Source organism: Kitasatospora sp. NPDC008050 (genome assembly GCF_042957465.1).
GTDB lineage: Bacteria > Actinomycetota > Actinomycetes > Streptomycetales > Streptomycetaceae > Kitasatospora.
In genome coordinates this window covers 196156-213808 of sequence record NZ_JBIBIJ010000009.1, presented here as the reverse complement: position 1 = coordinate 213808, position 17653 = coordinate 196156, and the positions used below count along the sequence as shown (strand labels likewise).

16 protein-coding genes are annotated in these 17653 nt (G+C 70.3%); 3 read left to right on the top strand and 13 right to left on the bottom strand.

Features of this window, described 5'->3' with window-relative positions:
- Nucleotides 1–9: 9 nt before the first annotated feature.
- The 9 genes from ACFZB9_RS19960 to arc all read right to left on the bottom strand — a co-directional run bounded on the left by ACFZB9_RS19960 (nt 10) and on the right by arc (nt 10203).
- Nucleotides 10–1341, bottom strand: coding sequence for an FKBP-type peptidyl-prolyl cis-trans isomerase (locus ACFZB9_RS19960; protein ID WP_391448846.1), 1332 nt, complete (start codon nt 1339–1341; stop codon nt 10–12).
- 189 nt (nt 1342–1530) lie between these two features.
- Nucleotides 1531–2514 (bottom strand): FKBP-type peptidyl-prolyl cis-trans isomerase, encoded by a 984-nt coding sequence (locus ACFZB9_RS19955; RefSeq protein WP_391448845.1) that lies wholly within the window; start codon nt 2512–2514, stop codon nt 1531–1533.
- A 347-nt stretch (nt 2515–2861) separates the two neighbouring features.
- A complete protein-coding gene (pafA, locus tag ACFZB9_RS19950) occupies nt 2862–4223 on the bottom strand; it encodes a Pup--protein ligase (protein WP_391448843.1) in 1362 nt (453 codons plus the stop codon).
- 142 nt (nt 4224–4365) lie between these two features.
- A complete protein-coding gene (prcA, locus tag ACFZB9_RS19945; RefSeq protein WP_391448841.1) occupies nt 4366–5142 on the bottom strand; it encodes a proteasome subunit alpha in 777 nt (258 codons plus the stop codon).
- Nucleotides 5143–5208: 66 nt separating this feature from the next.
- On the bottom strand, nt 5209–6051 hold the full coding sequence (gene prcB, locus ACFZB9_RS19940) for a proteasome subunit beta (protein ID WP_391448839.1): 843 nt from the start codon (nt 6049–6051) through the stop codon (nt 5209–5211).
- Nucleotides 6036–6290, bottom strand: a complete 255-nt coding sequence (locus ACFZB9_RS19935; RefSeq protein WP_391448837.1) for an endonuclease domain-containing protein — start codon at nt 6288–6290, stop codon at nt 6036–6038. Before ACFZB9_RS19935 ends, prcB begins: the two co-directional genes overlap by 16 nt.
- Before the next feature lie 86 nt (nt 6291–6376).
- The gene (locus ACFZB9_RS19930; RefSeq protein WP_391448835.1) at nt 6377–6595 is read right to left on the bottom strand and encodes a ubiquitin-like protein Pup; all 219 of its coding nucleotides are present in this window, start codon (nt 6593–6595) and stop codon (nt 6377–6379) included.
- Nucleotides 6596–6810: 215 nt separating this feature from the next.
- Entirely contained in the window at nt 6811–8322 is a 1512-nt protein-coding gene (dop, locus tag ACFZB9_RS19925; RefSeq protein ID WP_391448833.1) for a depupylase/deamidase Dop, read from the bottom strand.
- A 114-nt stretch (nt 8323–8436) separates the two neighbouring features.
- Entirely contained in the window at nt 8437–10203 is a 1767-nt protein-coding gene (gene arc / locus ACFZB9_RS19920) for a proteasome ATPase (protein WP_391448830.1), read from the bottom strand.
- Nucleotides 10204–10457: 254 nt separating this feature from the next.
- Between arc and ACFZB9_RS19915 the strand changes: the two genes are divergently transcribed.
- Entirely contained in the window at nt 10458–10760 is a 303-nt protein-coding gene (locus tag ACFZB9_RS19915; protein WP_391448828.1) for a ferredoxin, read from the top strand.
- A gap of 40 nt (nt 10761–10800) precedes the next feature.
- On the opposite strand, the gene ACFZB9_RS19910 is transcribed toward ACFZB9_RS19915, so the two are convergent.
- From ACFZB9_RS19910 to ACFZB9_RS19900, 3 genes are all read right to left on the bottom strand, one after another.
- Entirely contained in the window at nt 10801–11433 is a 633-nt protein-coding gene (locus ACFZB9_RS19910; RefSeq protein ID WP_391448826.1) for a hypothetical protein, read from the bottom strand.
- Between the two features lie 150 nt (nt 11434–11583).
- On the bottom strand, nt 11584–12540 hold the full coding sequence (locus ACFZB9_RS19905) for a tRNA (adenine-N1)-methyltransferase (protein ID WP_391448824.1): 957 nt from the start codon (nt 12538–12540) through the stop codon (nt 11584–11586).
- 101 nt (nt 12541–12641) lie between these two features.
- Nucleotides 12642–13856 carry a site-2 protease family protein gene (locus tag ACFZB9_RS19900; protein ID WP_391448822.1) on the bottom strand — a complete coding sequence of 405 codons (1215 nt, stop codon included), beginning with the start codon at nt 13854–13856 and terminating at the stop codon, nt 12642–12644.
- A gap of 212 nt (nt 13857–14068) precedes the next feature.
- On the opposite strand from ACFZB9_RS19900, the gene ACFZB9_RS19895 reads away from it, so the two are divergent.
- Entirely contained in the window at nt 14069–15037 is a 969-nt protein-coding gene (locus ACFZB9_RS19895; RefSeq protein ID WP_391448820.1) for a RecB family exonuclease, read from the top strand.
- On the top strand, nt 15038–15709 hold the full coding sequence (locus tag ACFZB9_RS19890; RefSeq protein WP_391448818.1) for a response regulator: 672 nt from the start codon (nt 15038–15040) through the stop codon (nt 15707–15709).
- A gap of 107 nt (nt 15710–15816) precedes the next feature.
- Here the strand turns inward: ACFZB9_RS19890 and ACFZB9_RS19885 are convergent, their stop codons facing one another.
- Entirely contained in the window at nt 15817–17430 is a 1614-nt protein-coding gene (locus tag ACFZB9_RS19885) for an ABC transporter substrate-binding protein (RefSeq protein ID WP_391448817.1), read from the bottom strand.
- Nucleotides 17431–17653: the final 223 nt, after the last annotated feature.

Here is a 17653-nt window from a genome sequence, read left to right as displayed (position 1 = left end):
CCCATCTTGTCATCCGCTCTGGCCGGAGCCCTGCCCCGCGTCCAGGATGTCGACCACGAAGACCAGCGAGGCGTTGGCCGGAATGCCGCTGCCGGCCGGCGGCTGGTCCTTGTAGGCCATCGACGCCGGGATCACCAACTCGATCCGGCTGCCGACGTTCTGACCCACCACGCCCTTGTCCCAGCCCTCGATGACGTTGCCGCCACCGGCCGCGAAGCTGAACGCCTGGCCCTTGTCGAGCGAGGAGTCGAACTTCTTGCCGTCCTTGAGGGTCACCCCGGTGTACTGGACCAGGACCTGGTCCCCGCTGGCCACCTTCGGGCCCTTGCCCTGGATCAGCACGGCGGTCTTGAGGTCGGTCGGGTCGGTCACGTTGGCCGGCGGGGTGATGGTGTCGGCCTTCTTGTCGCCGTTCACCTTCACCTGCGGGAAGTCGGCCGGCGGCGCCGTCATGTCACCGCTCACCCGCGCGTCGGGCGCGTTCACCCGCTGGATGTCGGCCACCAGCACCAAGGTGTCCTTCGGGGCCAGGCCCATGCCCTGGTTGCCCTGGTCACCGAAGGCGGCCGCCGGCGGCGCGACGACCAGCACCCGGCTGCCCGCCTTCTGGCCCACCAGGCTGGAGTCCAGGGCCGGGATCACGCCGCCGGTGCCGGGCTGCAGCAGCAGCGGCTTGCCGAGGTCGTAGGAGCCCTGGAGGTCCTTGCCGCTCTGCCAGTCCTTCAGGGTGTAGTCGACGGAGACCCAGTCACCCTTGTTGACCTTGGGGCCGTCGCCCTCGGAGATCGGCTTGACCACGAAGGTGCCGTCGGGGGCCTCCGAGGGCACCGTGATGGTCGCCTTCTTGCCGAAGTCGCCGGAGACCGTCGGCAGCACCTTGGCGGTGTCCTTGATCGGCGGCACCGGAGCCTGGGTGGGCGAGGGCGGCGTGCTCGGCGCGCTGGTCGCGGCGTCCGCGGCCTTGCTGCTCTTGTCGTTGTGCTGGTTGACGGCGTAGAGGCCGATGCCACTGCCGACCAGCAGCACCGCCAGCACCACGCCCAGCACGGTGCCCAGCCGTCCGCCGCCGCCCACGTTCTCGTAGTCGGCCTCGGAGATCTGCTGCTTGCGCACGGTGGAGGCGAAGACCTGCGGCTCCTCCGGCTGGGTGCCGGCCGCGGGAGCGGCCACGCGCTCGCCGGGCGCCGTCCAGCCGGCCTGCTGCTTGAGCACCGAGGGCGGAATGACGATCGACTCGCCATCACCCGACCGCGGGCCTTCTGGCCGCGACGCCGCCGGGCCGGTGACCGCGCCGCTCACGCCGTCGTCGGTCTCGCTCGGGTCCGGTGGATTCTCAGCCATTTCTCCCCATCCTCGCCATCAGGTCGCTCGCCGCTGTGCGAATCGGCAGCAGTATGTCAGCTTGCCCTGAGCACGGGCACTCATCGAGTGTGCATGACACACCGGAATTTCCCGCACGACCGGCGGACCACCGCCCCGAGGCACCTGCAGGGTCCGCCGGTGGAGGCCGGCGGACCCTCGTGGCGCCGGTCAGACGGCCTCCAGGATGTCGATGACGAAGACCAGCGTCGAGTTGGCCGGAATGCCGTTCTGCGCCTGGTCCTTGTAGCCGAGCGCGGGCGGGATCACCAGCTCCACCCGGCTGCCCACCGGCTTGCCGATCAGCCCCTGGTCCCAGCCCGCGATCACGCTGCCGTTGCCGACCTGGAGCGCCTGCGCGCCGCCGTGGGTCCAGGACGAGTCGAACTGCTGGCCGTTGCTCCACAGCACACCGGTGTACTGCACCAGCAGCGTCTGGCCCGACTGCACCGGCTTGCCGTCCCCCGTGATCAGCACCGAGGTCTGCAGCTGGGTCGGCGCCGGCTCGCCGGACGGGATGGTGATCGTCGGCGCGGCCTTGCCGTTGTCCTTCACCTGCGGCATCGACGCGGGCGGCGTGGTGGGCGTGCCGGTGACCACCGAGTCCTGCGGCACCGCCTGGGTGATGTCCAGCGCGAAGACCACGGTCTCGTTCTTGCCGACCCCGAGCTGCTGGTTGCCGTTGTCGGCGAAGGCCGTCGCGGGCGGCGCGACCACCAGCACCCGGCTGCCCACCTTCTTGCCCACCACGCTCTGGTCGAAGGCCGGCACCAGCTGGCCCAGGCCCGCCTGGTAGAGCTGCGGCTTGGCGCCCGGGTCGTAGGAGCTGGGCACGTCCTTGCCGGTGGTCCAGTCCTTGGCGGTGTAGTTGACGGTCACCCAGTCACCCTTGTTGACCGTGGCACCGTCACCCTCGATCACCGTGCTCACCACGAACTGGCCGCTGGGCTGGCCGCCCGGCAGCGTGATGGTCGCCTTCTTGCCGAACTCCCCGCTCACCATCGGCATCGGCGAGGCCGAGCCCACCGGGGCCGGCACACTCGGCGAGGCGCTGGTCGGAGCCGGGGAGGGCCCGCTCTTCGCAGGCGTGCCGCTGCTGCACGCGGCAAGCACCAGCATCGGCAGGAGTACGAGCAACCCGGCTCTGCGGCGCACGGCGGTCCTCACTGTCGGTCACATCATCTACGGATCGGTGGACTCGACCACCCTAGGGCCTGTCCGGTCGATCTTGTCGGATCAGCGCGCGGCGCTGGGGGCCCGGCTGGGCGTGCGCCCGAGTCGTCCTCGTACTGGGTCGTACTTGGGCGATTCGGGCGTGCGTCCGTGGGGGTCCCCCCGGCCGAAGGCTGGGGGAGGGATTCCCGGCGTCGCGCGCCCGGCACGATCGACCGCACAGGCCCTGAGCCGTCGATCCCCGTCACCGGAGCAAGGCGGGCCGACGACATGCGGCGGGGAGGTGATCAGTCATCCGACCTGATCACCTCCCCGCCGCCGATGGGCCGTCACATGCCCGCGATCAGCTTCTCCACCCGCTCGTCCACCGAACGGAACGGGTCCTTGCAGAGCACCGTGCGCTGCGCCTGGTCGTTCAGCTTCAGGTGCACCCAGTCCACCGTGAAGTCACGGCGCTGCTCCTGCGCCTTGCGGATGAAATCGCCGCGCAGCCGGGCCCGGGTGGTCTGCGGCGGCACCGACTTGGCCTCGAAGGTCTTCAGGTCGGTGGTCACCCGCTGTGCCTGGCCCTTGTTCTGCAGCAGGTAGAAGAGCCCGCGCCGACGGTGGATGTCGTGGTAGGCGAGGTCGATCTGGGCGATCCGCGGGTTGGACATGCTCATCTGGTGCTTCTCGCGGTAGCGCTCGATCAGCTGGTACTTCATGATCCAGTCGATCTCGGTGCCGACCTTGGCGAGGTCCTCGGTGCGCACCGCCTCCAGGGTGCGGCCCCACAGTTCGAGCACCCGGGCCACCGTGCCGGTGTTCAGGCCCTTGCGGTCGGCGAAGTCCAACGCCTTGGTGTAGTACTCCTCCTGGATCTCCAGGGCGCTCGCCTCCCGCCCGTTGGCCAGCCGCACCTGGTGCCGCCCGGTGAGGTCGTGGCTGACCTCGCGGATCGCCCGGATCGGGTTCTCCAGGGTGAGGTCGCGCATCACCACACCGGCCTCGATCAGCCGCAGCACCAGGTCGGTGGCGCCCACCTTGAGCAGCGTGGTGGTCTCCGACATGTTGGAGTCGCCGACGATCACGTGCAGCCGGCGGTACCGCTCGGCGTCCGCGTGCGGCTCGTCGCGGGTGTTGATGATCGGGCGCGAGCGGGTGGTGGCGGAACTGACGCCCTCCCAGATGTGCTCGGCGCGCTGGCTCACGCAGAAGACCGCGCCGCGCGGGGTCTGGAGGACCTTTCCGGCGCCGCAGATCAGCTGCCGGGTGACCAGGAACGGGATCAGCACGTCCGCCAGCCGGGAGAACTCCCCGTGCCGGGCCACCAGGTAGTTCTCGTGGCAGCCGTAGGAGTTGCCGGCCGAGTCGGTGTTGTTCTTGAAGAGGTAGACATCCCCGGCGATGCCCTCCTCGTGCAGCCGCCGTTCGGCGTCCACCAGGAGACCTTCGAGGATGCGCTCGCCGGCCTTGTCGTGGGTCACCAGTTCGGTGACATCATCACACTCCGGGGTGGCGTACTCGGGGTGCGAACCGACGTCAAGATAGAGGCGTGCGCCATTGCGCAGGAAGACATTGCTGCTGCGGCCCCAGGAAACTACGCGGCGGAAGAGGTACCTGGCCACCTCGTCCGGAGACAGACGCCGTTGTCCCCGGAACGTACACGTGACGCCGTACTCGTTCTCCAGCCCGAAAATTCGGCGGTCCATGCCTGGACTTTACGCTTTTGCCGGGGTTCTGAAACCGTTTCGGACACGCCAATCGGATCACGATCCGTGGTGCCGCCGTCACGCCCGGGCACACCGGTGGGGTGCGGCGCCATCGGCTCCGCACCCCACGCGGGGGTCGCCCTCAGTCCTCGGACGTGGCCTCCGCGGCCGTCCCGCCCTCGGCGCTCTCGGCGTCCTCCGCGCCCTCGGCGCTCGCGTCGCCGCTGAGCAGCCGGCTGAGCTGAGCGCCCAGGATCCGCTTGAACTTGCGCTGCTGGGGCCGGTTGCGGTCCAGCACCGCCACCTCCAGCTGCTCGGCGGTCAAGGTGCGCGGCGTGCCGCCGTTGGGGTCGCGGGCCAGCGACTCGACGGCCAGCTTGAGCGCCTCGGCCAGCCCCAGGCCCACCTGGTGACGCTGGCTCAGGTAGGTCCCGATCGAGTCGGCGTTGCCACCGACCACCACGGTGTTCTGCTCGTCCACCACCGAGCCGTCGGGGGTGAGCCGGTAGATCTGGTCGTCCTCGGCACCGCGGCCGACCTCGGCGACGATCAGCTCCACCTCGTACGGCTTCTCACCGGTCGAGGAGAAGATGGTGCCCAGCGTCTGGGCGTAGACGTTGGCCAGCCCACGGGCCGTCACATCGGCCCGGTCGTAGGAGTAGCCGCGCAGATCGGCGTAGCGCACGCCGCCGATCCGCAGGTTCTCGAACTCGTTGTAGCGGCCGACCGCGGCGAAGGCGATCTTGTCGTAGATCTCGGACACCTTGTGCAGCGCCCGGGAGGTGTTCTCGGCCACGAAGACGATGCCGTCGGCGTAGGTGAGCACGACCACGCTGCGGCCGCGCGCGATGCCCTTGCGGGCGTACTCCGCGCGGTCCGCCATGGCCTGCTGCGGCGAGACGTAGAACGGTGTGGACACCGGCTGGTCATCCCCTTCTGGATGGGCCCCTCTCGCCCGACGGCGGGCAGGAGGGAGGGTGGCGGACTAGAGGAGCGGGGCCTGCGGGCCGTCGGGCTGGCTGCGGCGGCGGTCGGTGACGGAGACCGCGACAGCGGCCACCTCCTCCTCGGAGAGCCGTCGCAGGCCGTCCTCGGTGATCAGGGTGACGATCGGGAAGATCCCCCGCGCCAGGTCGGGCCCACCGGTGGCGGAGTCGTCGTCGGCCGCGTCGTAGAGCGCCTGGACCACCAGGGTGGCGGCCTGGTCCTCGTTCAGCCCGGTGCGGTAGAGCTTCTTCAGCGAGCCGCGGGCGAAGACCGAGCCGGAGCCGGTCGCGGCGAAGCCGCGCTCCTCCGAGCGGCCGCCGGTGACGTCGTAGGTGAAGATCCGCCCGCGCCCGAGGTTCAGGTCGTAGCCGGCGAACATCGGCACCACGGCCAGGCCCTGCATCGCCATGCCGAGGTTGCCCCGGATCATGGAGGTCAGCCGGTTGGCCTTGCCCTCCAGCGAGAGCACGGTGCCCTCGATCTTCTCGTAGTGCTCCAGCTCCAGCTGGAACAGCCGGACCATCTCGACCGCGAGGCCCGCGGTGCCGGCGATGCCGACCGCGCTGTACTCGTCGGCCGGGAAGACCTTCTCGATGTCGCGCTGGGCGATCACGTTGCCCATGGTGGCGCGACGGTCACCGGCGATCACCACCCCGCCGTCGAAGACCGCCGAGACGATGGTCGTCCCGTGCGGCGCCTCGATCGTCAGTCCCTCGGGCAGGGCCCGCCGTCCGGGCAGCAGCTCGGGCGAGTGAGCCGCCAGGAAGTCCATGAAGGAGGAGGATCCTGGAGTGAGGAAGGCAGCCGGTAGACGCCCGGTGCCACTCATGTTGGCTTCCACACGATTCCTTCCACATAGTCGGCAGCCCGCCGGAGCGCGTCGGGCCGGTCTCGCATCCGCCCCGGCGCCGCGTTGCCCGCGAAGCAGAGGATGCCACGGACCCTACCCGTTTCGTGGTCGTGATCCACATGCTCGGCGGGCTTGTCCGGACGGGCCCACACCAGCACCGGCCGGACGCGGGAGCCCGGGCACAACGGGACGCGCTGCAGGCGCGACAGCGCACCTGCAGCCCGTTCCATCCCGATCGGCTCTTTGCGACATCAGCGGCCGGCAATGCCGGCCCGCATTTCGGGCAATCCGCCTCGAAATACGATTCGGATACTGACTACTCGCCGCCCTTTTGCACGAAGCCACGGACGAAATCCTCGGCGTTCGACTCGAGTACTTCGTCGATTTCGTCCAGCACGGAATCGACGTCCTCGCTCAGCTTCTCCTGGCGCTCCTTGAGCTCCTCGGACTGCTGGGCCTCCGCGGTCTGCTCCTCGACCTCGTCCGAGGAGCGGTTGGCCCGCTGCTGGCCGCCGCCGGTGTCCTTGGTCGCCATGTCCCTCACCCCGCTCGCATTCGTCTGGCACGTTGGTCCGGGCTTGCTGCTCAGACCCTATACACCGGGTGGCGACTAGCGCTGCCCGTTTGGATCGTGTCCACGGGGGCCGCGGACACGGCCGGATCGCGGTTCGGTCCCGCTCCTTGATGAACGCTCGGACCTCACCTGGATGATTCCCCGCCCGGGCTGTTTCACCCCACGTCAGCGATCAGTCACCCACCGGAAAGGAAGCGGACCAGCTCCTCCGCGGTGCGACAGCGGTCCAGCAGTTCCTTGACGTGGTTGCGGGTGCCGCGCAGTGGCTCCAGGGTGGGCACCCGCTGGAGCGAGTCGCGCCCCGGCAGGTCGAAGATGACGGAGTCCCAGGAGGCCGCCGCGACGTGTTCGGCGTACTGGTCCAGGCAACGGCCGCGGAAGTAGGCCCGGGTGTCCTCGGGGGGCTGGTGGACGGCGCGCAGCACGTCCTCCTCGCCCAGCAGGCGCTCGAAGCGGCCCCGGGCGACCAGGCGGTTGTAGAGGCCCTTGGCCTCGCGCACGTCGCTGTACTGGAGGTCGACCAGGTGCAGTCGCGGGTTGTCCCAGTCCAGGCCGTCGCGCTGCCGGTAGCCCTCCAGGAGCTCCTTCTTGGCGATCCAGTCGAGCTGCTTCGACAGGCTCATCGGATCGCGTTCGAGCCGGCCCAGCACGTCCTCCCAGCGGGTCAGCACGTCCTTGGTCTGCTCGTCGGCGTCGTGGCCGTAGCGGTCCTCGACGTACTTGCGGGCGAGCTCGTAGTACTCCATCTGCAACTGGACCGCGGTGAGTTTGCGGCCGTTGCGCAGCGTGATGAGGTACTGCAGCGAGGGGTCGTGGGAGACCCGGTGCAGGGTGCGCACCGGCTGGTCGACGGCGAGGTCGACGGCGATGAAACCGTCCTCGATCATCGCCAGCACCAGCGAGGTGGTGCCGAGCTTGAGGTAGGTGGAGATCTCGGAGAGGTTGGCGTCACCGATGATCACGTGCAGCCGGCGGTACTTCTCGGCGTCCGCGTGCGGTTCGTCGCGGGTGTTGATGATCGGGCGCTTGAGGGTGGTCTCCAGGCCGACCTCGACCTCGAAGTAGTCGGCGCGCTGGCTGATCTGGAAGCCGTTCGCGGAGCCGTCCTGGCCGATGCCGACCCGGCCGGCGCCGGTGACCACCTGGCGGCAGACGAAGAACGGGGTGAGGTGGCGCACGATGTCGGCGAACGGGGTGGCCCGCTGCATCAGGTAGTTCTCGTGGGTGCCGTAGGAGGCGCCCTTGTTGTCGGTGTTGTTCTTGTAGAGCAGGATGTTCTGCCCGTTGGGCAGCTCCAGGGCGCGGGCGGCGGCCTCGGCCATGATGCGCTCGCCGGCCTTGTCCCAGAGCACGGCGTCGCGCGGGTTGGTGACCTCCGGCGAGCTGTACTCGGGGTGTGCGTGGTCGACGTAGAAGCGGGCCCCGTTGGTCAGGATGATGTTGGCCAGGCCGATGTCCTCGTCGGTGAGCTGGCTCGCGTCGGCCACCTCCCGGGCGAGGTCGAATCCCCTCGCGTCCCGCAGCGGGTTCTCCTCCTCGAAGTCCCAGCGGGCGCGGCGCGCCCGGTGCATCGCCGCCGCGTAGGCGTTGACGATCTGGGACGAGGTGAGCATGGCGTTGGCGTTGGGGTGTCCGGGTACGGAGATCCCGTACTCGGTCTCGATGCCCATCACGCGCCTTACGGTCATGCGGCCCTCCTTGCCCGTCGCCCCGCCCCGAGCGGGCGGGGCACCGACGTCCCTGCTGTGCACCGCGGCTGACGGTCCGTTGGATCCGTCAGCCGCGGGTCGTGCCTGGCGTTGTCAGAGGTACTGTCCGGTGTTGGCGACGGTGTCGATCGAACGGCCGGACTCGGCGCCCTGCTTGCCGGTGACCAGGGTGCGGATGAACACGATCCGCTCGCCCTTCTTGCCGGAGATCCGGGCCCAGTCGTCCGGGTTGGTGGTGTTCGGCAGGTCCTCGTTCTCCTTGAACTCGTCCACGCAGGCGGCGAGCAGGTGGGAGACGCGCAGACCGCGCTGGCCGTGGTCGAGGAAGTCCTTGATCGCCATCTTCTTGGCCCGGTCCACGATGTTCTGGATCATGGCGCCGGAGTTGAAGTCCTTGAAGTACAGGACCTCCTTGTCACCGTTGGCGTAGGTGACCTCCAGGAAGCGGTTCTCCTCGGTCTCGCCGTACATCCGCTCGACGACGGACTGGATCATGGCGGCGACGGTGCTGTCCACCGAGCCGTCGTGCTCCTTGAGGTCGTCGGGGTGGAACGGCAGCGAGTTCTTGAGGTACTTGGAGAAGATGTCCTTGGCGGCCTCGGCGTCCGGACGCTCGATCTTGATCTTGACGTCGAGCCGGCCCGGGCGCAGGATCGCCGGGTCGATCATGTCCTCGCGGTTGGAGGCGCCGATCACGATGACGTTCTCCAGGCCCTCCACGCCGTCGATCTCGGCGAGCAGCTGGGGGACGATGGTGTTCTCCACGTCCGAGCTGACACCGGAGCCGCGGGTGCGGAAGAGCGACTCCATCTCGTCGAAGAAGACGATGACGGGCGTGCCCTCGCTGGCCTTCTCCCGAGCCCGCTGGAAGACCAGGCGGATCTGCCGCTCGGTCTCGCCGACGTACTTGTTGAGCAGCTCGGGGCCCTTGATGTTGAGGAAGTAGCTCTTGCCCTGGGGCCGGCCGGTCACCTCGGCGACCTTCTTCGCGAGCGAGTTGGCCACCGCCTTGGCGATCAGCGTCTTGCCGCAGCCGGGCGGGCCGTAGAGCAGCACCCCCTTGGGCGGGCGCAGCTCGTACTCCTTGAAGAGGTCGGCGTGCAGGTAGGGCAGCTCGACCGCGTCGCGGATCTGCTCGATCTGGTTGCTCAGGCCGCCGATCTGCCGGTAGTCGATGTCCGGGACCTCTTCGAGGACCAGCTCCTCGACCTCGGACTTGGGGACCACCTCGTAGACGTAGCCGGAGCGCGGCTCCATCAGCAGCGCGTCGCCCGGGCGCAGGGTGATCTCGCGCAGGGGCTCGGCCAGCCGCACGACCCGCTCCTCGTCGGTGTGCCCGACGACCAGCGCGCGTTCGCCGTCCTCCAGCACCTCCTTGAGGGTGACCAGGTCGCCGATCGACTCGAAGGCGAAGGCGTCGACGATGTTGAGGGCCTCGTTGAGCAGGACCTCCTGGCCGCGGCGCAGCTCGTCCAGCTCGATGGTGGGGCTGACGTTGACCCGCAGCTTGCGACCGCCGGTGAAGATGTCGGCGGTGCCGTCCTCGTTCTGGTCGAGGAAGGTGCCGAAACCGGCCGGGGGCTGTGCGAGCCGGTCGACCTCTTCCTTCAGTGCGACGATCTGGTCGCGGGCTTCGCGCAGCGTGGCGGCGAGCCGCTCGTTCTGCGCGCTCACCCCGGCCAGGTTGGTCTGGAGCTCGACGATCCGGTCTTCGAGAACCCTCGAAGAGCGCGGGGAGTCGGCCAGCTTGCGACGCAGCACGGCGATCTCCTGCTCCAGGTACGAGACCTGTGCGGCCTCGTCGGAACCACGGGCGGGCTTTCCGGCACTGCGGTTGTAGTCGTCTTCGTGGGCTGCCACGGTCCTCACCTCCTCCGGGGAGCGGGATGCTTCCAGACCCTACCTGCACCAGGGGTCGTGTAAACCCCTAGATCAAGAAAGACGGAAGGGGTGTGTCCGATCTTCACCCGTGTGTGCTTCCCCTCTGCCAACCAGATACCCACCGCACCCGCCGGGAAAGCGGCCGGATGTATGGTCGAGCGAGTCAATACCCGATCGTGACCGTTCCTCCTGGACGGATCGTCGGACAGCGGATCAGAACGGCAGGAAGTGGGATGGCAGTGACCAGTGGGGCCGAGGCGGCCGAGCAGCTCGAGGTGTGGATCGATCAGGACCTCTGCACCGGTGACGGGATCTGCGTTCAGTACGCACCGGAGGTCTTCGAACTGGACATCGACGGACTGGCCTATGTGAAGGGCGAGGACGACGAGTTGCGCCAGCAGCCGGGCGCGAGCGTCCCGGTGCCGCTGACACTGCTTCAGGACGTGGTGGACTCGGTGCGCGAGTGCCCGGGTGACTGCATCCACGTGCGCCGGGCCGCGGACCGCGTCGAGGTCTACGGCCCCGACGCGGACTGAGCGGGTCGGCGGTCCGACTCAGAGGGCTTGTGACACCCCGTCAGGCTGCGGCCGACGGGGTGTCGTGCTGGGTGCGCTGGTAGCCGGTGCCCTGCCGGGTCCAGTCGAACTGCACGTTGAGGTCCGGGCAGCACTGTGGCACGTCGGCCGAGGAGTAGCCCTTGGCGGCGGCCGTGACCCCGCCGTCGGAGCGCAGCGCGAGGCGGGTCACGGTGAAGCCCTCCTGCCAACGGAGCAGGGTTTCGCGCACCACCGGGCGCCCGTCGGGGCCGGCCACGAGGATGAAGACACCGTCGGGGGCGGTGCCGCCGCCGCTCTGGCAGTGCGCGGCGGCCACCGTCACCGGGGTGCCGTCGCCGAGGTCGGCGGCGAAGCTGAGCGAGACGGTGCTGGGCAGCGGGTCGCAGTCCAGCGGGAGCTGGGCCTTCGCGGGATCCGGCGCCTGGCCGGCCGGCAGGGCGTGCGGCCGCCCGCTGGCGCTGCCGGCGGCGTTCTGGGCTGCGGGAGCGACGCTGGGGGCGGCGGCCATGGTGCCGGCCACCAGGGCGGCGCACGCGGCGGCCACCGCGCCCCATCTCCAGGGGCCCGAGCGGGCGGCCGCGGGTTCCGGCGGGCCCGCGGGCGACTGGGTCGTGTGTGCCAGGTCGAGCGCCGCGTCCGCTGCGTCCGCCAAGAGGTCCCCTCCACCAACCGGGGTGAACGTGTGTGGGCAGCATCGTCGCACATCACCGGTGCCGGGCCCGCAGGGGGGCTGCCCGCAAACGCCTGCGGGGCGGCGCTCCCCACTCGGGTGGGAGGCGCCGCCCCGCGGGCGGACGGTGTGTCAGTCCTGGTCGATCACCGGGGTGGCGTCCTTGGCGGCGGCGCGGGCGGCGGCCCGCTCGGCCAGGCTGAGCTCCGGCGCGCCGTTGTCGTAGTCCTCACCGTAGGCGCCCTTGGCCGGGCGGCGGCGGCGCAGCGGCGGCTCGACGCCGTCGGCGAGCCGACGGGAGGTGAGCAGGAAGCCGGTGTGGCCGATCATCCGGTGGTCCGGGCGGACCGCCAGGCCCTCCACGTGCCAGGTGCGGACCATGGTCTCCCAGGACTGCGGCTCGGTGAAGCTGCCGTGCTCGCGCAGCGCCTCGACGGTGCGCGAGAGCTGCGTGGTGGTGGCCACGTAGCAGCAGATCAGGCCACCGGGGACGAGCGCCTTGGCGGCGACGTCCAGGCACTCCCAGGGCGCCAGCATGTCCAGGATGATCCGGTCGACCTCGCCCTCCACCAGGTTGTCCTGGAGGTCGCCGACGGTGAGCTTCCAGGCCGGGTGCGGGCCGCCGAAGTAGCGCTCGACGTTCTTGCGGGCGATGTCCGCGAAGTCCTGGCGGCGCTCGTAGGAGGCGAGCATGCCGGTGTCGCCCACCGCGCGCAGCAGGTAGGTGCTCAGCGCACCGGAGCCGACGCCGGCCTCCACCACCCTGGCGCCGGCGAAGATGTCGGCCATGGCCAGGATCTGCCCCGCGTCCTTCGGGTAGATCACGGCCGCACCACGCGGCATGGACAGGACGTAGTCGGGGAGCAGGGGGCGCAGCGCGAGATAGGGAACGTTCCCCGTGGTGCGCACGACAGTGCCCTCGGGGGCACCGATCAGCTCGTCATGGGGGAACGCACCCTTGTGGGTGTGGAAGTTCTTCCCGGCTTCGAGCGTGAACGTGTAGTGACGGCCCTTGGGGTCGGTCAGCTGTACCTGGTCCCCGACCGTGAATGGCCCCCGCCTGCGGGTGGCACCGGTCGGTTCGGACATGCGGACAATCCTATCCCGACCGGCAGACCGCTCCGCGCCGCCCGCCGGCCGCACCCCGGCGGCCGGCAGGACGGCCGGTCAGCGGCTGGTGGGACGGCCGGTCATCGACCGGTCAGCACCGCGCTCAGACGCCGCTCGACGTCGGAGACGGCCAGCACCCCGTAGACCGCGCCGTCCGCCTCCACCACCAGGTACTCGCTGGCGGGCACGCTGCGCAGCGCCGCGAGCAGCTCCTCGCCGTCCAGGTCGGCCGAGATCCGCAGGCCCGGCTCCAGCGAGCGGGCCAGCGCCCCCACCGCCACCCAGGGCCTGCGGTGCTCGGGGACCTGGAGCACCGCGGCCTCCTTGACCAGGGCGATCGGGTCGCCGTGTCCGTCGGCCACCACCACGGCCCCGGCCTGCGCCTCGCGGGCCTGGCGCAGCGCCTCGGCGAGCGGGGTGTCGGCGGGCACCGAGACGGCCCGGCGGGTCAGGCCGCGCACCGCCAGACGCGGCAGCGCCTCCTTGAGCCGGGCGTTGCGCACCGCGGCGCCGGCACCGTTCCAGATCACCACGGCCAGCACCGCGGCGAGCGCCGAGTCGAGCAGCGACTGGCCGCCACTGCGCCGGCCGTGGTCCTGGGCGGCGGCGATGGCGGGCAGGCCGAACAGCACGGCCAGCGCGAGCACCCGCCCGGCCCAGGCGGCGGCGATGGTGCCGGTCATCGGGCGTCCGGTGACGCCCCAGACCACGGCGCGCAGCATCCGCCCGCCGTCCAGCGGCAGGCCGGGCAGCAGGTTGAAGACGGCGACCACCAGGTTGGCGACCATCAGGCCGGCCAGCAGCACGCCGGGCACGGTCTCCAGCTCGACCAGGTCCAGGAAGAGCCAGCAGATCCCGCCGAGCACCAGCGAGAGCAGCGGACCGACGAAGGCCAGCCAGAACTCCCGGCCCGGGGTCTCGGCCTCCTTCTCGATCTCGGAGACGCCGCCGAAGAACTGCAGCTGGATCCGGCGCACGCCGAGTTTGTAGCGCAGCGCCACCACGGTGTGGGCGAGTTCGTGGACCAGGACGGAGGCGTAGAAGGCGATCGCGAAGGAGAGCGCGATCAGGTAGCGGGTGTAGCCGAGGTCCGGCAGCACGTTGCTGAGCTGGTTGCCGAAGAGCCAGGTGATCAGGGCCGCGATCAGGAACCAGGTGGGGGTGACGTAGATCGGCACGCCGAAGGGGCGGCCCACCAGGATGCCGCCGCCCGGCCGGTCCGGCTTCTTGGCCTTCTTCGGCCCGTCCGGGCTTGGTGGCTGCTGGGAGGTCTGCTGCCCCGTGGTGTCGCTCACCGTGACCCCTTCAGGTCGTCGTCCCCGCCGCGCCCCCGGCCACAGCGGACGGGAGGCTGCCCACGCTACGTGATCTCGAACCACGATGGCCTGACTGCCCCCTTGTCATCCTTGTACCCGCTTTCCGGCCTTTCGGTCCGGGGCGCGGCCGGACACTGTCCGGCCCGCTCTGTGGCCACCGGATGACGGCCCGACCCCATAGGGTCTTGGGTATGCAGCAGACCGAGACCGCCCGCCCGGCCGTTCCGCCGAGTGGCCTCTCCCCCTCCCGTGCCGGGGACTTCCTGACCTGCCCGCTGCTCTACCGGCTGCGGGTGATCGACAAGCTGCCGGAGCCGCCGAGCCCGGCCGCCACCAAGGGCACCCTGGTGCACGCGGTGCTGGAGCGGCTCTTCGACCACCCGGCCGCCGAGCGCACCCCCGAGCGGGCGCTGGCGCTGCTGCGCCCGCAGTGGGAGCGCCTGCTGGGCGAGCGGCCCGAGCTGGGCGAGCTGTTCCCGCCGGCGCCGGACAGCCCCGCGGCGGACACCGGGATCGGCACCGGGATCGGCACCGAGACAATCGGCGAGCAGCTGGCCCGTTGGCTGGCGGAGGCCGAGAAGCTGCTGGGCCAGTGGTTCCGGCTGGAGGACCCCACCCGGCTGGAGCCGGTGGAGCGCGAGCTGTACGTGGAGACCGTGCTCGACTCCGGGCTGAAGCTGCGCGGCTACATCGACCGGGTGGACGTGGCTCCCACCGGTGAGGTGCGGCTGGTGGACTACAAGACCGGCCGGGCGCCCTCGCGGGACTTCGAGGGCAAGGCCATGTTCCAGATGAAGTTCTACGCCCTGGTGGTGTGGCGCTGGAAGGGCGTGATCCCCAAGCGGCTGCAGCTGGTCTACCTGGGCGGCGGCGGTGACGTGGTCAGCTACGACCCGGACGAGGCGGACCTGCGCTCGGTGGAGCGCAAGCTGCTGGCCCTGTGGGAGACGATCAGTCGGGCGGTGGCCAGCGGCGAGTTCCCGGCCACGCGCAACCGGCTCTGCGACTGGTGCGATCATCAGGCCAGCTGCCCGGAGTTCGGCGGGACTCCCCCGCCGTACCCGCTGCCGATCCTGCCGCTGCCCGTGGTACCCGCGGCCCGAACCGTCGAGGATCCCACGGGGGATGCTCGGATGAGCACGATGAGCAAGGAGTCCTAGGTGACGATCCGTGTGCTGCTGGTCGACGACCAGCCGCTGCTGCGCACCGGTTTCCGCATGATCCTGGAGGCCGAGGCCGACCTCGTGGTGGTGGGCGAGGCCGGGGACGGTCAGCAGGCGCTGGAACAGGTGCGGGCGCTGCAGCCCGACGTGGTGCTGATGGACATCCGGATGCCTCGGATGGACGGGGTGGAGGCCACCCGGCGGATCGTGGGGCCTGGCCGCGACGGCCCGGTGAAGGTGCTCGTGCTGACCACCTTCGACCTGGACGAGTACGTGGTGGAGGCGCTGCGGGCCGGGGCCAGCGGGTTCCTGCTCAAGGACGTGCCGGCCGAGGAGCTGGTGCAGGCGATCCGGGTGGTGGCCGACGGCGCCGCGATGCTGGCGCCCTCGATCACCCGCCGCCTGCTGGACATGTACGCCACCCGCCTCCCCTCGGGCGACGAGACGCCCTCGCCGGCGCTGACCACGCTGACCGAGCGGGAGATGGAGGTGCTGCGGCTGGTGGCCAAGGGCCTGTCCAACGCGGAGATCGCCGCCGAGCTGTTCGTCAGCGAGACCACGGTCAAGACCCACGTCGGGCACGTGCTGACCAAGCTGGGCCTGCGCGACCGGGTGCAGGCCGCGGTCTTCGCCTACGAGAGCGGGCTGGTGCGGCCGGGGGCCGCCTGACGCCTGCTCCGTTGCCGGGCCCGGCGGGCCGTCCGCCCGCGCGGACGGCCCGCCGATGCATGTCACCGGTCCAGGTCGGCGAAACGTTTCGCCGTTGAGAGGTCCGGTCAGCTGCGGCCGAGTTCGGAGAACCGGACGATGGAGGTGGCGTCCACCGCGGCCTCCACGCCGGTGATGTTCTGCCGCGAGACGTACAGCGCCTTGCTCTGCACCAGCGGCAGCATCGGGACGTCGACGGCCAGTTGGGTCTGGATGGCGGCGAAGGTGCTCGCGGCCTGGGTGCGGTCGGCCTGGCGCTGGCTCTGCGGGAGCAGCTGCCGGCTGATCAGCGGGTCGTCGAAGCCGTTGTGGAACGCCCCGCCGTCGACCACCAGCGGCGCCACGAAGTCCTCGGAGTCCAGGTAGTCGGCGCTCCAGGCGGTGGTGTAGGCCTGGTAGCTGCCCTGCTGCCAGCCCTTCTGGTAGGTCGTCCAGTCCGAGACCTGCTGGGTGTTCACCTGGAACAGCCCGCTGGCCTCCAACTGCTTCTTCAGCGCGGCCGGTTCGTCGCCCGCGGCGCCGGTGCCGGTCCAGCTGAGGGTGAAGCTGACCGGGGTGGGGATCTTCGCAGCGGCCAGGATCGCCTTGGCCTTGGCCACGTCGGGCTGGCCGTACTTGTCGAAGAAGGCGGTGGTGTGGCCGGCGATGCCCTGCGGGACGAGCGAGTAGAGCGGCTGGACGGTGTTGGCGAAGACACCGTTGGCGAGCGCCTCGCGGTCGACCAGCTGGGCGATGGCCTGACGCACCGCCTGCTGTCCCAGGGTCTGGTCCTTGGTGTTGAAGACCACGAAGCCGCTGTCGCTGCTGTCCACCTGGGTGACGTTGAGGGTGCCCTTGCCGGCCAGCTGGTCGGTCTGCAGCTGGGCGGCCACCTTCGGGTCGAGGCTGTTGTCGGCCAGGTCGACCGCGCCACTGTCCAGGGCGCTCTTCAGCTGGCCGGGATCGGTGAAGTAGCGGACATCGATCTTCGAGGTGGTCGGCTTCTCGTCGCCCTGGTACTTCGCGTTGGCCGACAGGCTGATCTTGCTGGGCGACTTGGCGCCGCCCGAGCCGGTGGTCTCGTCCACCGAGTCGATCTTGTACGGGCCCGAGCCGACCAGCTGGTTGTTGGCCAGCTCCTTGTCGGCCGGGAAGACGCTGTGGTCGACGATCGAGCCGGCGGCGCTGGCCAGCTTGTCGGGCAGCACGGCGTCGGGCTCGGAGAGCTGGAAGACCACGTCGCTGTCGCCCTGCGCCTCGACCGACTTGACGGTGCTGAAGAGCGCGGCCGGACCGCTCGGGTCGTTGATCTTCTTCATCCGGTCCATCGAGAAGACCACGTCCTGCGCGGTGAGCGGGTGACCGTTGGAGAAGGTCAGGCCCGGGCGCAGGGTGCAGTGGTAGCTCATCGCGTCGGAGCTGAACGAGCAGGCCTGCGCCGCGTCGGGTTCCGGCGTGGTGGCGCCGACCGGGAGCCGGAGCAGCCCCTGGAAGGTGTTCTCCAGGATCAGCCAGGAACCGTTGTCGTACGCGCCGGCCGGGTCGAGCACGCTGGTGGTGTTCACCGTGCCCAGGGTGATGGCACTGCTGCCGCCGCCGGCCAGGGACTTGACCGAGCCGCAGCCGGCCAGACTGGTGGCCACCAGGGCCGCGCAGCCCAGGGTCACCAGGCGGCCGGGCGCGCGTCGTATGGCTGAACTCATGCGTTCCTTCTCCGTGCGGGCCGGCCGAGATGGGACCGGCGGGCAGGCCGAAGGGCAGCCCCGGATCAGGGCATCGCCCCACACGCTCTGCCCAAGCGTGTCGGGATAGATCGCAGCAGCCTGCCACACCGCCGGACCGTCGTTTGACCGCCGAGGGCGTACGGAGTATGAGAAAACGCTGGGAGTATCGGCGAGTTGTCAGCCGATGTCCTGGTTCGACCCG

Coding starts and splice junctions, on each gene's coding strand:
- ACFZB9_RS19895 (WP_391448820.1), top strand. CDS start 14,069: ATGCAGCAGACCGAGACCGCCCGCCCGGCCGTTCCGCCGAGTGGCCTC.
- ACFZB9_RS19930 (WP_391448835.1), bottom strand. CDS start 6,595: ATGGCGACCAAGGACACCGGCGGCGGCCAGCAGCGGGCCAACCGCTCC.
- ACFZB9_RS19905 (WP_391448824.1), bottom strand. CDS start 12,540: ATGTCCGAACCGACCGGTGCCACCCGCAGGCGGGGGCCATTCACGGTC.
- ACFZB9_RS19915 (WP_391448828.1), top strand. CDS start 10,458: ATGGCAGTGACCAGTGGGGCCGAGGCGGCCGAGCAGCTCGAGGTGTGG.
- dop (WP_391448833.1), bottom strand. CDS start 8,322: ATGACCGTAAGGCGCGTGATGGGCATCGAGACCGAGTACGGGATCTCC.
- ACFZB9_RS19935 (WP_391448837.1), bottom strand. CDS start 6,290: ATGGAACGGGCTGCAGGTGCGCTGTCGCGCCTGCAGCGCGTCCCGTTG.
- pafA (WP_391448843.1), bottom strand. CDS start 4,223: ATGGACCGCCGAATTTTCGGGCTGGAGAACGAGTACGGCGTCACGTGT.
- ACFZB9_RS19960 (WP_391448846.1), bottom strand. CDS start 1,341: ATGGCTGAGAATCCACCGGACCCGAGCGAGACCGACGACGGCGTGAGC.
- ACFZB9_RS19885 (WP_391448817.1), bottom strand. CDS start 17,430: ATGAGTTCAGCCATACGACGCGCGCCCGGCCGCCTGGTGACCCTGGGC.